Origin of the sequence: Gorillibacterium terrae (assembly GCF_051594785.1) — a bacterium.
In the GTDB taxonomy this organism is placed as follows: Bacteria; Bacillota; Bacilli; order Paenibacillales; family NBRC-103111; genus Gorillibacterium.
The window spans coordinates 1320608-1334021 of record NZ_JBPPGI010000001.1; the positions used below are offsets into that span (position 1 = coordinate 1320608).

Below are 13414 nucleotides of genomic sequence, written 5' to 3' on the forward strand. Positions count from 1 at the left end.
GGTTCACGGGGTCTTTTATAAGAGAGAGGAGTTTTAGAAGGATGCTTTTTCTGATACCGGTCGGTCTATTTCTTATTATGTTTCTATTGGTATGCGGCACGTTTGCGAGGACGGGGCGAATTTTGCGGGATTTGGACCGGATCAAGGATAAGCTCGGGCTCTCGGACGAAGGACAGGTTCCGCTGCCGTCCTCTGAGGGAAGGGAGTCGTCTTTTGCCGAAGAATCGGATGCCGAGCGGACGGTCCGCGATCCCGCCTTGGAGACCTGGAGCTTTTTTGCGCCGGTTCCGATCCAATCCTTTGAATCCAAGAGCATTCCAGAGAAAAACCGGCATAGCGTTAAGGAAGAGGATGGCTCTTCGGCAGAACCGGTTAAAGGAGAAGGAGAGGGAGCGGAATCGGATAATTGACGGGTTGACGGCGGGATCGTCCGGTTAATAAGATAGATAAAGTCGTTTCGCTCGCCCCTGGGGGCATATTCTTTTATCCCACTATAGAAAGAAGAATCGGGATCATGAACACCGTCAACAAACTCCTGAGTCGGAGGTTTGTCCTGTTCACGCTGGTGCTGCTGCTCAAGAGCAGCCTGGCCTGGCTGGTGGTTTTCGGAGGCGGGGCCAATCTTCGGATGGCGCTTACGGAAATACCGTTTTTTTGCGCGGTGTTTTGCCTGATTGAGATCTTCGCCCGAAAACGCCAGCTTCTTTATTATGTCATCGCGAATCTGATCTTTACGGCGCTCTATTTCACCGTGCTGATGTATTACAAGTATTACGGCATCATCGTTACGTACCATGCCATCAGCCAGGCCGACAAGATCACCAAGGTCAAGGAAAGCACCTACTCGCTGCTCCAGCCGCAGTACCTGCTCATGTTCGTCGATATCATCATCCTGCTGGTGCTGCTCGTCCTGTATCGCAGCAAGGGAACCCGGGCGCCGCAGCTTCGCCTGAAGCCTTACCGCAAGGCGGCTCTCCGGGGCATCCTCGCGGTCTCGATCGCCCTCTGCATGCTGAACGTCTGGCCGAATCGGGCCAGCATGAACGAAACCGAGCAAGCCGAGGAAATGGGAATCATGAATTACGAGGTGTTCACGCTCCTCAGCGACAGCACGCAAAAAGCGCAGCTGATCGACTCCAAGGAGATCACCCAGGCCGCCATCGACAAGCTGAAGGGAATCGTTCCGCCGCAAACTCCGCAGTACCGGGGAGCCGAGAAGGGCAAGAACGTCATCGTCATTCAGATGGAGTCCTTCCAGTCGTTCCTGATCGGGCTCAAGGTGAACGGCGTCGAGGTGACGCCGACCATGAACCGGTTGGCCGCCGGAGACTTCTATTACAATCACTTCTATACCATGGTCGGGCAGGGTACGACGTCGGACGCCGAGTTCACCGTCAATACCTCGCTCTATGTTCCGGAGCACGAACCGGCCACCCAAAACGACGTCAACAAGGTATTGCCCAGCCTGCCCAAGCTGATGCAGCAAAACGGCTATACCACCGCAACCTTCCACACCAACGATGTCCAGTTCTGGAACCGCAAGGAGCTCTATCAAGCGCTGGGCTGGGAAAAGTATTTCGATCACAGCTACTTCGGCGACGAGGATCATATCGCCTTCGGCGCTTCCGATGAAGTCTTGTACAAGAAGACGGCGGAGCAATTGATTCGCATGGAGGATGCGGGGCAGCCGTTTTATGCCCAGGTCATCTCGATGAGCTCGCATCACCCCTACAACATCCCCCGCGAAAAGGTAACGCTCGATATCCCGAAAAAGCTGAACGATACGCTGGCCGGACGGTACCTGGAAGCGCAGAACTACGCCGACCGCGCGCTCGGCGGCTTCATCGGGCAGTTGAAAAGCTCGGGCCTTTGGGACAACAGCGTCGTCATTCTCTACGGAGACCATCAGGGCCTGCCGGTCTATGCGCTCTCCAAGGCGGAAAAATCGTCCTTGGAAGAGATGCTTGGCCACCCGTACGATTACAAGGACATGTTCAACATCCCGCTGATTCTGCACGCTCCCGGCATCACGTACCCGGCCGTTCAGCCGAAGACCGGGGGACAGATCGACCTGCTGCCGACCATCGCCAACCTGACCGGCGCACCGATCGACAACCAGATTCATTTCGGCACCGACCTGCTGAACGCCGGTTCGACGCCCAGCCTGCTGCCGATGCGTCACTTCCTGCCGAGAGGCTCCGTGGTCTCGGATACGGGCATCTTCGTCCCCGGCGCGGGTTACGAGGACGGAACGCCGTATCCGTTCGCCGGATCAGCGGCAGACAGCGGCCGCGTTTCGCTGGAGGAGTTCAACCGGACGCTCAGCCTGCTGGACTATTCCGACAGCTATATCGCCCAGCTTCCCGATCGAACCGACGCCGAGTAAGGCGCCGGGCGCCGGTAGTAGCAATTAAAGATGATTCCTGTGCGAAACGGGAATCATCTTTTTTATTTTCATTCAGTTGCTGCAAAAAATAATCGTATTCGACCAGAAATAATGGTTTTACATTATGGGAATACCTGTTTCCCGTACTAAAATAAGAGAAGTACATAGGACAGAATCCCCCTCTCCATCATCTCTTTAGAAATCAATGAGGCTACCCAAATGATTCGAAATTCCTTAACCTCCATCCAAATCATGTTCCGCTATGCGAAACGGGCTTCCATTTGTCATATCGTTGTGATGATGGTTTCCGCGATGGTTACGCCGCTTACTCTGATCCTGCTGCAAAAACTAATCGACGGCATCTCCCTTTATATGAAAAGGGAAGCCGGCTTTTCCACGGTTCTCCCCTATCTGTTCCTTCTGGGAGCAGCTGCTCTTCTTTCCTCGTCAATCGGATATTGGAACAGCTTGGTTGATGGTGTTTTGAACAAACATCTTTTAAGTCACTTTACACCTACGCTTGTTCGTAAATTCAAAAAGCTGGAGTATGGTTGTTTTGAAGATCCAAATTGCCAGAATACGATATCTCGAATCGGCGAAGACTTTCACGAGAAAATGAAAAATGTATTTATGATCTCCATCCATCTCCTTTTTGTGCTGATCGCCTTGATTGGCACTTCCCTGGTTTTTATGAAGGCTTCCTTCTGGTTTTGTATAGGGTTTCTTTTGATTCTTCCGACCATGGTACGGATCAATATCAAATCGGTTCAGCTGATGAATACGATGTTCAATAGCCAATCCATGGAGGAGAGAAAGCTAACCTATATGGAGGGATTGCTTACGAATAAAGATTCGTTGTATGATTTTAAGCTATTTCAAGCGATTGATTTTTTGATTTCAAAATGGAACACAATAGCCAAAAAGGTGTTATCGGAAAGAATGGCCATTACCCTCAAATCCCAGAAACTGTTTTTTATAAGCAATGGACTGATGATGTTGTGGTCCCTCTTTGTGACGATCTTACTCCTGCATTTGCTGTTTAGGGGCCATCTGACTGCGGGCTTATTCATCGCACTATTTGGTTCCATAGATAAAATATTATCTCTTTCCCATCAATTATCCGACGGCTTTACCAGGCTGTCCTATCATTCCATAGACATGCACCACTACAACAAGTTCATAGCTTTTCCCGAAACGAAGACGAAGGAGAAGACCCGGGAAGTAAAGGGGTCCAAAATTTGTTTTACGAATGTGACCTTTCGCTATCCGAATTCCACCAAAGCCGTTCTCAAGGGAGTCAGTTTTGAAATTAAGGAGAACGAAAACGTAGCGATCGTCGGAGAAAACGGTTCGGGGAAATCGACCCTGATCAAGCTGCTGTGCAACTTGTACTCCCCGGATGAAGGAACGATCACGATAGATGGGATTCCTCTTGGCGAACTGACCCGAGATCAAATCCGAGAAGTCATTTCAGTGGTGTTTCAGGATTATGCCCCCTACAGCCTGACGCTCCGTGAGAATATCGCCCTCGGGAACCTGGAGAAATTGCAGCGAGATGAGGATTTGAACGAGGCCCTTAAACAAGGGTTGGGCGATGAAATTTTGGAAGTTGTCCAGGGAAATCTGGATGTGCCTTTAGGGAAGCTGGAAGAGAACGGCATCGATCTATCAGGCGGTCAGTGGCAAAGGATTGCCATTGCCCGGGCCTGTATAGCGAATGCCGCCTTTCTTGTCCTGGATGAACCGACCGCGGCTCTTGACCCGGTGGCCGAAAGCCGAATGTACGAAAGCTTTTTGGAAGTCATGAAGAATAAAGGGTCCATCATGATATCCCATCGCCTGGCAAGCGCCAGGTTGGCGGATAAAATTATCGTGCTTGCGGACGGGAAAGTAGCCGAGTCAGGAAGTCACCATGAGTTGATGCAACAGGATACCCTGTATGCAAGCATGTATAAGACGCAAGCAGTCTGGTATACAAAGGATGCGAAATCCTCATGACGACTGGAAGGAAACCGACAAAAATCACTCGAAAGATTTTTTCTCAAGTGATCAAAACCGTTCCTTATTCGAGTGCAGTTACCATTTTAACTTATGTTGCTTTTGCTGTAATCCCGGGGGCAAGCACATTTATTACCTCCAGCTTGTTTGATCAGGTGTACCGCTACGCGCAACTCCCTTCGGAAACGGACAAATCCATCGTAATGGGGTTGGGGCTTGCTTTTGCCATGCTCTATGTCCTGAAAACCACTCTTAATGCGCTTTCCAGCGTCTGCATTAACACGGGGATTTATGAAAAAGTATCCCATTATTTCAATCGGTTTCTTGCGGAAAAAGCATCGAAACTCGAAATGATGGAGTTCGAGAAGGCAGAGACCCTGGATGAAATCAGACGAGCCCAAGATTGTGTGTCCCGGGAGATCATTCCCCAGATTTTTATGATGACCTTAGGGATCGCTTCCAGCATGGCCAGTGTTATAGGAATTGCTTTGATTCTTGCTGGCTTTTCGATTTGGTTTATCCCCATATCCATGCTTAGCGTGCTACCCTTCTTTATCGCCCGTATCATCAGAGGGAAATAGTTCTATCAGTTGAAATGGTTTCAAGCCAAAAAACATCGCACCATGAGCTATCTCTGGGGACTATTTAACAACCGTAAAACCGTAAAGGAAATGCGCACATATGGCTTTGAAAGGTATATCACCGATAAATGGGATGTCATTCGGGGAGCCGTTCAGGAAGAACAGTGGAGTTTTGCCAAAAGGGATCACCTCAGTCTTATGCTGTGCGAGTTCATAAAGATTGGAGGATATGCGGGAAGTCTGCTGTTCTCCTTCCTCTTGACCGTCCATGGAGAGGTAAGCATTGGGGCGTTCGGTACCTGCATTCTTGCATTCGCTTCCATTCAAGACCAAATGAAATCGTTATTCACGGATATCGGGAAGCTTCCGGAGCGTATGGCTTTTGCAGAGGATTACTTTACGTTCTTGGAGCGTCCTGAAGAGAAGAAGGGAGGCCTTCCTTATGGCGGGCTAACCCATAAAATCAAACTTGACGCCGTTACCTATCACTATCCCAACTCCAGCCATCCGGCAGTTAAACATGTTTCCTTTACGATAAACAAAGGAGAAAAAATTGCGATTGTCGGAGAAAACGGAAGCGGCAAAACAACGTTGTCCAAGCTAATCATCGGTTTGTACCCTTGTGAACAAGGGAGCATTACCTACGATGGAACAAATTTGAAGGAGTTGGATAAAGAGGCGTTATACCGCTCGGTCTCCGCCATCTCCCAACAGATTGTCCCTTATCATTTCTCCCTTCGTGAAAGTGTAGCTTTGGGTGATCTATCCGGGAGGAAACGCGATTCGGATATCCACGAAGTCCTTGACCGGCTTGGGCTAAAAGAAGCCATTTGCGAATTGGGCGGAATCGACACTCCGTTGGGAAAAGAATTTGGAGGAGCCGAATTATCGGGAGGACAGTGGCAGAAGCTTGCGATTGCCAGAGCGTTGCTTAAACCGAGCGAATTTGTGCTTCTGGATGAGCCTACCTCCGCTTTGGATCCTTTAATCGAAACCGAAATCTTATCCAATTTCATAAAGATCGCCAAGGATAAGACGGCAATCATGATCTCTCATCGGGTTGGACTATGCCAATTCGTCGATAAAATCATTGTCATGAAAAAGGGAGAAGTGGCGGAAGTCGGAACCCACGAGCAACTTATGAAAAGGGGCGAAGCCTATTATCGATTGTTTACCGCTCAACAACAATGGTATGCATGACAGACCGGAATAGCTAAACTTTCGCTTCGCGGCCCAGTCTGTCGCGATCTTGCTCATTCATTCCGGAAGCCGGACAGGGGCGGCATATCCGGGTTATACTGAGAGCGAAAGGAGGGATCGGCATGACCTCGATGCGGACAACGAGAACCGACTCGACCCGGGCAGACCGGCTTGCGGGAGAGCCGGCCGACGATGCGCAGTGGGACGCGATTCGGACGAACAATGCCGCTTGGAACGGACGATTCCTCTACGCGGTGGAGTCCACGGGAATCTACTGCCGGCCTTCCTGCGCCTCCAAGCCGCCGCTGCGCAACAACGTTCGGATCTTCCGCAGCGCGGAGGAGGCCGAGCGGAGCGGCTTCCGGCCATGCAAGCGATGCAAGCCTGAGCGGGAACGGCTGCCGGACCGCGAGTGGGTGGAGGAGATCAAGGGCTTCATCCGCAGCCATTGCCACGAACCGCTGTCGCTTGCGGCGATCGCGACGGCCTGCCTCGGCAGTCCCTATCACCTCCATCGCACCTTTAAGCGGGTGGAAGGCGTGACTCCGGCGGATTACCTGCAGAGCTGCCGGCTGGAGCGGGCGATGAGCGAGCTGCGGCGGACGGACGCGTCGGTCGCCGAGATCGGAGCGCGGGCTGGATACGCGAACGCGGCGACCTTTGCCGCACGCTTTAAGCGGGAGAAGGGACTAAGCCCGAGCGAGTATCGGGCAAGCGTAGGCGCGAAACCGGACGAAACGGAAGCATCGAAAGGAGAGGAAACTAGATGAACGAATACCAACCGGACGGAAAGGGTATGGCGGACGGAGTGGCCGGACAGAAACCAGACAGAGAAGGTGCAGACGGCCAGCTCCGGAGCCCTCTGCCGGACAGGCAGCACGCTGCCCCGCGAGTCATCTACTGGACGAAACTGCCCGATTCGGAGTGGGGGCTCCATCTCGCCGCCACGGACAAGGGCCTGTTGTATGTAGGCTCCCGGGGCCGCTCGCTGGACGAGCTGGAAACGTGGGTGAGCCGCCGCATTCCGGGGGCGGTGCTGCAGCGGCAAGACGAGCGGCTGCGCCTCTATGCCGAACAAATGGGGCGTTATCTGCGGGGAGAAGCCGAGCGGTTCGAGCTGCCGCTCGATGTGACCGGAACCGCGTTCCAGCAACAGGTCTGGCGCGCTTTGACGGAGATTCCCTACGGAGAGAGCCGCACCTATTCCGCCATTGCCGAGCGCATTGGGCGGCCGGCCGCGGTACGCGCCGTCGGAACGGCGATCGGCGCGAACCCGCTGCAGATCGTCATTCCCTGCCACCGGGTGCTCGGCAAAAGCGGAGCCCTCACCGGCTTCCGGGGAGGGCTCGAGATGAAGGCGATGCTGCTCGCGCTGGAGGGCTGCGGCCTTGACAGCGCGAGCGGGTATGCGGGGGGCGCGGCAGCCCCCGCGGTCAGTTCCGGTCCGTGATCCGGTCTCCTTCCTCCAGGTTCCCGAGGAGGAAGGGGGAGGCCGGATCGTGGACGGACCGGTTTCGCTCCGCTGCGCCGGGGCTCGCGTTGGCGTAGCAGTACAGGCAGCGGTGCGTACAGGTGTCGTACGCGCCGAGATCGACGGACGGGAGGCAGAGGCAGCCCGTCCGCTGGTTGCGGTCTCGGGCGGCGGACAGCTCCCGCCCAAGGAGCCGGCCGAGCAGCGGCGCGTCGATGCAGCTGCCGGCCGGCACCCCGCAGCCGGAGTAATCCTCCGGCTCCGAGCAGGCGCTGATCGCCAGGCCGAATTCCGCCGCCGTCTCGGCCAGGGCGGCCGCCAGCCCGCGCCGTTCCTCTGGCGTAGGCTGGCGGTAGTCCAGACCCTTCATGTTGCGCTTGGTCTTGGCGTACTCGTCCAAGAAGCTGACCATCACCTTCCCGGTGTGCGGATGAAGCTCTTGGGCCAGCTCGCGGAACGCACGGCGGTGGAAATCGGCTGTGTAGCAGTCGCTGAACAGGATTGGATCGTACCGCCAGACCGTGCGGTCCCGACCGATCAGCTTGGCCAGCCGGATGAAAGCCTCGACCGTCTCCGCAGGGGCCGGAACGTTCTGTTCCACCTCGCGCCCGTAAGGGGTAATCGTCACTTGATAATAGGACGGATAGCGCTCCAGAAGCGGCACCGTGTCCAGGAAGGGCCGCGGATTCTTCGTCCAGAAGACGAAGGCGTCCACGGCGTCCGGCGTGAGCCGGATGCGGCCGAGCTGGCGGCGGTTCATCGGATTGCGCACGAGGGCGTACCCTTCGCGGATTCGATTCCGAAACCACTCGCCGTAAAGAGCGGGAATATCGGTTCGGCGGCTGACGCTGACGATCATCGGGCACCTCCCGGTTCAATGGCCGTGCAGTAAGCGGGGGAGACGGAGCTGCGGTTGACGAAAGAGCGGTTCAATATAAGGTCCTCCATAAATAAAAGGTCGCATACGATTCCCAGCCGCTCCAGGCGGCGGCAAGCTGCCGCAGCTCTTCGCGCGTCGGCTTGCGGTCCATGCCGGTCAACAGCCGGACGGCGTTCTGCAGCCCGACATCGTCGGCCGGAAAGGCCGTCGGCAGGCGCAGGCAGCGCATCAATACATAATGGGCGGTCCACGGCCCGATGCCGCGGATAGCCGTCAGCCTCCGTTCGGCTTCCTCGGCGGTCTTCGCTTGCGCGAGAGCTTGCTTGGAGAGCTGCCCGTCCGCGATCAGCCGAGCCACGCCGATCAGGTATTCGCTCTTGCGGCCGGTCATCTGCAGCTCCTGCAGCGCGGACGGCGATAGCTCGGCGATCCGCTCCGCGGACGGAAACAGCCAGTAACGCTCGCCGTTCGCTTCGATAAACTCCCCGTAAGCTTCCACCAGCCTCCGCTTCAGCGTATGGGCAAACGCCAGATTGATCTGCTGCCCGATAATCCCCCAACTGACCGCCTCGAACAGATCGGAGATGCCGATCAGCCTCAGCCCGTAATGGGCTTCGACCGCTCCCCGGAGCAGCGGGTCCGCTTCCGCCAGCGCATAGAAGGGAGCCAGGTCCAAGTCCAGATCGAACCAGTCCCGAACATAGGCTTCGGCCGCCTCCAGCCGTTCCGGCGACTCTTCGGCTTCGCCGGCGCCGTTTCGAAGACGCAGGGCGAGCGACCGCTCTCCGTGCGCCGCAAGCTCCAAGAGAGCCGGCATCTCAGCGCCCGAGCCGTCCGGCAAATACAGCGCCTTGAACAGCCGGCTCTCGCGGATACGGTAGAGGCATTCGTTCGGAGCCGCCGCCAGATAGGCCAGATTGGGAGCGAAGCGAAACGGTTCCGGCGCTTCGATGATTCTCAGCCTCGCAGGCATAGCCATCCTCCTCTTTTCGTGTCGGGTCTCTTACCGTTGTACCACAAATTCGCTTGGTCTGCCTCCCGTGATCTTGCTCTTTCGTTCCGCTAACGGGCACATGTTCCGCTTGCGGGTACATTCCGCTTGCAGGCACATTCCGTTTGCGGGCATCCGTTCCGCGATGTCGGGCTTCACAACGCAGAGCTGGAGGGATATAATGCCAATAACCCGATAAAAGGATGGCGAGTTCCCTTGAGCGAGAGCAAGACCAATGCCATGCGAATTCTGGACAAGGCCGGGGTGGACTACCGGACGCACGCATACGATCCGAACGACGGTCAGATTCACGGCACCGCCGTCGCCGAGAAGATCGGCCTGCCGGTCGATCGGGTATTCAAGACCTTGGTCGCCCATCACGGCAGCGCCCTCTACATATTTGTCATTCCGGTCGCTTCCGAGCTTGATCTGAAAAAAGCGGCCAAAGCCGCGGGAGAGAAGAGCATCGACATGCTCCCGCTGAAGGATCTGCAAAAGCATACCGGCTATATCCGCGGCGGTTGCTCACCGGTTGGCATGAAGAAGCTGTATCCGACCTTCATCGATTCGAGCGCGGAAGCGTTGTTCCGGATCGCGGTCAGCGGTGGACGGGTTGGCCTGCAGATGGAGCTCGCTGCAGGTGAGCTAGCCGGGCTGATCTCGGCCCGGTTTGCCCCGCTGGCGAAAGAGGAGGAACAGGGTTGATGGAGACGGCGAAGCGAAGCGCTTCCGAGACGGTCAAGCTGTATACGGTCTGCATGATTGCGGACGGCGACCGCATTTTGCTGCTGGACCGGCGGCATGACGCGTTCCAGGGTTTTATCGCGCCGGGCGGGCGCGTCGATTATCCGGAAAGCCCCTTGGAGGGGGCCATCCGCGAGGTGAAGGAGGAGACGGGACTGACCGTACGGGGGCTCGTCTTCAAGGGGCTGGCGGAATTTATCAATCCGGGCGGCGAGCGGTACATGATCTTTAACTACTTTACCCGCGAGTTCTCCGGCGAGCTGTTGACCGCAAGCCGAGAAGGGGTTCCCCGGTGGGTTCCTCTCTCGCGGCTGAACGAGGTGGACATGCAGGACAACTTCCGCCGGCGCATCCCGCTGTTTTTCGAGGCGGGAACGTTTGAAACCCACATGAACCGGCTGGACCCGGAGCGGGTCTGGGAGGAAGTCCGCAGACAATAACCCCGAGAGGGGAGAGAAAAGGGGACAATCGACATCATGTATACGTTCCGGCAAGCCCTGGAGGAGGATTTCACGGCGATCGCCGCGCTTCCGCAAAACGAGCAAGAAGCCTACTACATGTTCCCGCGAGGCACCTGGCCGTTAAAGCCGGAGGAGCTCTACCGGGCTTCCCTCGAACGGGAGCTGGCCATCGTCATGGAGCGGCAGGGGGAACTTGCGGGCTATTGTTCGATGTACGACGTAGCGGAGGGCGAGTCGGCCTGGCTGGGCAACGTGATCGTGAGCCCGGCCGCCCGGGCCAGCGGCGCTTCCGCCGAGCTGCTCGGCCATATGATGAAGCAGGGGAGGGAAGCCTTTCGGCTGAAGGAGCTTCACCTCGTCTGCCACAGCACGAACGCCCGGGCGATGCTGTTCTACCGGCGGATGGGCTTCCTTCCGTACGAGGTGGGCAAAACGGACGATTGGCAGGGCAATCGAATTGCCCGGGTCCTGATGAAGCGGAACTTGACCGAATAGAGCGCAAGGGAGCGAGGAGCCAAATGGCCGAGAACCGGAACAAACCGGAACAGGACAAGCTGAGCGAGGCGGCGAGGGAGCGGCTTCGCCGGTTGGAGTCGGACGACCGCCGCAGACAGCTTCCGCCGGAGGAACTGCTCGCGGAGCTTCCGCTGGAAGAGGCGGCCGCCGTGCTCGACCTGGGAGCGGGAGGCGGATATTTGACCCTGCCCGCCTCCATGCGCACAAGTGGGACGGTCTACGCGGTGGACGCCGACCCGCTCATGCAGGAAGTTCTGGAGAGCCGGGTGCGCAGCAGGGGGATCGCCAATGTTCGGGTGCTGGAGGGGCGGGCGGAACGGCTTCCGCTGGACGACGCTGCCGTGGACGCGGTCCTGGCCTCGCTCGTCCTGCATATTCTGGACGAGCCCGGCGAGGGGGTGGGTGAGCTGGTCCGGGTGCTAAAGCCTTCCGGAGTCGGCTTGATCGTCGAGTGGGCCGAGCCGCGTCCCGACGGCAAGGAAGGCCACCGGGTGTTTCGGCCGGACATGGTCTGTCTGCTGGAAGCGGCGGGTGCGGCTGTGACCGGCGGCCGCGCTTGGGGCGACGCTTATTATTCTCTTCTGTTTCGCAAAGCGTGAAGCGGAAGGCTTATCCGTTCCAGCGAGTGAAATTTCTCAAACTTCAAAAAAGGCCCTCCCGGTCAGCCTTGACGGCTGCCGGAGGGCCTTGCTGGTTTTCGGTCGCTTTTTACCTTCACGGTTCCTGAATTAAGGGGTGTACTGCTGAACGATCTTCACGATTTTCCCGTCCTTCAGAGTCAGGTGGTAGGGAAAGGCGCTCTGATCGAAGTCGGCTTTGTCCTGAAGCAGTCGGGTGAACTCGGAGAGCTCGATCTTCTCGTTCCACTGAATGGCATCGGGGCGATAAAGCTGCATCAGCACCTCGGCTTCGGGACTGACTTCGTAGCTTTCCAGCGTCTTGTCGTCGTTGACGATGTAGTAGCCGTCGGGCGCACCGCCGATTTCCTTGGCGCCTTCCGGGTCGCGCTCGGCGAATACGCGGTCGGCTTCCTTGCCGAAATACCAGTCGATCGGATCGCCGGTCAAGACCAGTTTGCCGTCCTTGCTCTCCAGGGAGGAGATCATCACCGTCACCGTGCTTTCCGGCGTCGAACCCGCCGGCGAACGCTTGCCGACCGCTTGGGCCGTCGACACGGCCGATACCAGCAGAATTACCGCTGCGGCTCCGTAAACCCATCGTTTTGCGCGTCCGTTTCTCTTCATCTTGCTTCTCCCCTTCGAGTCCGCTTGCGAATCACGGTCTTTGCTCATTCTTACCCCGTCTCGCGCGGCGCTAACCATATTCTATTCTACATAACGTTGCGGGAAGCCGAAATGTTTCACTTTCTTGGGGAAAAAAACGTTGTCCGGCCCAAGGGAGGGTTCTGCTTGAAACCGGATTCGTGGTAGAATGGTGGACAAGGAGGAATTCAGCCATGTCTCAAAAGGAAAACGAAACCCCGCAGGCGACCGATCAGGAAAAGGCGGAAGCCATCGGCGCTTTGCTCGGTCATTGCAAAAACCTGCTTCAGCAGAGCTTTGAAGGCTCTACCGTGGAAGGCCAGGTCGGCGAGCACCCGATCTTCGGACCGTTGTTTCTCTACACGCTTAAACTGAACGGCCAATCCTATTCATGCGGCTTCCTGATCGGGGAAGTGGCGCGTACGGTTCAGAATAATCCCCGTCCCGATCTTTGGCTGTCCTCTTTCTTTGTGGATATGGTCCGCGAGGGAGTCAGCCGGCCGCTGCCGGAACAGCCGAAGTCCGAGGAGGAGAGCAAGACCTTTGTGGAGCAGCAAGTGCTGCCGGCTTGCGCCCGCGGCATCGGCGAGGAATTCGCCGGCCGCCAGGTCCACCTCGAGGTGTCGATGAATCCCGAGGTCGGCCCGGTTCTGGAAGCGGGTCTTCCCGAATTCAAAGAAGGACCGAATACGACCGCGCTGCCCATCGCCTTTCTATTCACCTTATACCTCTTGAACCGCGACCCCTCGGAGCCGGTGATCGAATCGCTCAACCGGATTCTCGCCGAGCAAGCGGCCGCCGGGGTCCAGTAGCCTTCGGCCTCCGCCGACTTTGCTTCGCCTCTGTATGCGTCATAGGCCGCTTGGCTTCCGATATTCGGGAGAGCCAAGCGGTCTTTTCCGATTTCGGCAGGGATGGCCCCGC

At 56.8% G+C, this 13414-nt stretch carries 15 protein-coding genes; 12 read left to right on the forward strand and 3 right to left on the reverse strand.

What is annotated here, in order from left to right:
• Positions 1–122 precede the first annotated feature (122 nt).
• The 7 genes from ACSEXS_RS05485 (at position 123) to ACSEXS_RS05515 (ending at position 7615) form a co-directional block, all read left to right on the forward strand.
• The gene (locus ACSEXS_RS05485) at positions 123–410 is read left to right on the forward strand and encodes a hypothetical protein (RefSeq protein ID WP_438432153.1); all 288 of its coding nucleotides are present in this window, start codon (positions 123–125) and stop codon (positions 408–410) included.
• A 104-nt stretch (positions 411–514) separates the two neighbouring features.
• A complete protein-coding gene (locus tag ACSEXS_RS05490; protein ID WP_438432154.1) occupies positions 515–2386 on the forward strand; it encodes an LTA synthase family protein in 1872 nt (623 codons plus the stop codon).
• Positions 2387–2605: 219 nt separating this feature from the next.
• A complete protein-coding gene (locus tag ACSEXS_RS05495; protein WP_438432155.1) occupies positions 2606–4384 on the forward strand; it encodes an ABC transporter ATP-binding protein in 1779 nt (592 codons plus the stop codon).
• Positions 4381–4965 (forward strand): hypothetical protein, encoded by a 585-nt coding sequence (locus ACSEXS_RS05500; protein ID WP_438432156.1) that lies wholly within the window; start codon positions 4381–4383, stop codon positions 4963–4965. Before ACSEXS_RS05495 ends, ACSEXS_RS05500 begins: the two co-directional genes overlap by 4 nt.
• A 9-nt stretch (positions 4966–4974) precedes the next feature.
• The gene (locus ACSEXS_RS05505; RefSeq protein WP_438432157.1) at positions 4975–6165 is read left to right on the forward strand and encodes an ABC transporter ATP-binding protein; all 1191 of its coding nucleotides are present in this window, start codon (positions 4975–4977) and stop codon (positions 6163–6165) included.
• 122 nt (positions 6166–6287) lie between these two features.
• Positions 6288–6935 carry a bifunctional transcriptional activator/DNA repair enzyme AdaA gene (locus tag ACSEXS_RS05510; protein WP_438432158.1) on the forward strand — a complete coding sequence of 216 codons (648 nt, stop codon included), beginning with the start codon at positions 6288–6290 and terminating at the stop codon, positions 6933–6935.
• Positions 6932–7615, forward strand: a complete 684-nt coding sequence (locus tag ACSEXS_RS05515; RefSeq protein WP_438432159.1) for a methylated-DNA--[protein]-cysteine S-methyltransferase — start codon at positions 6932–6934, stop codon at positions 7613–7615. Before ACSEXS_RS05510 ends, ACSEXS_RS05515 begins: the two co-directional genes overlap by 4 nt.
• Here the strand turns inward: ACSEXS_RS05515 and ACSEXS_RS05520 are convergent.
• Both ACSEXS_RS05520 and ACSEXS_RS05525 read right to left on the reverse strand, forming a co-directional pair.
• Positions 7599–8495: a DUF1848 domain-containing protein gene (locus ACSEXS_RS05520; protein ID WP_438432160.1), complete on the reverse strand. Its 897-nt coding sequence runs from the start codon at positions 8493–8495 to the stop codon at positions 7599–7601. The two genes, ACSEXS_RS05515 and ACSEXS_RS05520, sit on opposite strands and share 17 nt — an antisense overlap.
• 70 nt (positions 8496–8565) lie before the next feature.
• Positions 8566–9489 (reverse strand): DNA-3-methyladenine glycosylase 2, encoded by a 924-nt coding sequence (locus tag ACSEXS_RS05525; RefSeq protein WP_438432161.1) that lies wholly within the window; start codon positions 9487–9489, stop codon positions 8566–8568.
• Between the two features lie 234 nt (positions 9490–9723).
• Here ACSEXS_RS05525 and ybaK point away from each other — a divergent pair, with 234 nt between their 5' ends.
• The 4 genes from ybaK to ACSEXS_RS05545 are packed head-to-tail and all read left to right on the forward strand — an operon-like array spanning position 9724 to position 11827.
• A complete protein-coding gene (gene ybaK, locus ACSEXS_RS05530) occupies positions 9724–10212 on the forward strand; it encodes a Cys-tRNA(Pro) deacylase (protein ID WP_438432162.1) in 489 nt (162 codons plus the stop codon).
• Complete coding sequence (locus tag ACSEXS_RS05535) at positions 10212–10691, forward strand: 8-oxo-dGTP diphosphatase (RefSeq protein WP_438432163.1); 480 nt, start codon at positions 10212–10214, stop codon at positions 10689–10691. Before ybaK ends, ACSEXS_RS05535 begins: the two co-directional genes overlap by 1 nt.
• 36 nt (positions 10692–10727) lie before the next feature.
• Complete coding sequence (locus ACSEXS_RS05540; RefSeq protein ID WP_438432164.1) at positions 10728–11207, forward strand: GNAT family N-acetyltransferase; 480 nt, start codon at positions 10728–10730, stop codon at positions 11205–11207.
• Between the two features lie 23 nt (positions 11208–11230).
• The gene (locus tag ACSEXS_RS05545; RefSeq protein WP_438432165.1) at positions 11231–11827 is read left to right on the forward strand and encodes a class I SAM-dependent methyltransferase; all 597 of its coding nucleotides are present in this window, start codon (positions 11231–11233) and stop codon (positions 11825–11827) included.
• A gap of 129 nt (positions 11828–11956) precedes the next feature.
• Here ACSEXS_RS05545 and ACSEXS_RS05550 read toward each other — a convergent pair whose 3' ends face one another.
• The gene (locus tag ACSEXS_RS05550; protein ID WP_438432166.1) at positions 11957–12472 is read right to left on the reverse strand and encodes a hypothetical protein; all 516 of its coding nucleotides are present in this window, start codon (positions 12470–12472) and stop codon (positions 11957–11959) included.
• 212 nt (positions 12473–12684) lie between these two features.
• Here ACSEXS_RS05550 and ACSEXS_RS05555 point away from each other — a divergent pair, with 212 nt between their 5' ends.
• Positions 12685–13302, forward strand: a complete 618-nt coding sequence (locus ACSEXS_RS05555; protein ID WP_438432167.1) for a hypothetical protein — start codon at positions 12685–12687, stop codon at positions 13300–13302.
• The last annotated feature ends 112 nt before the right edge of the window (positions 13303–13414 follow it).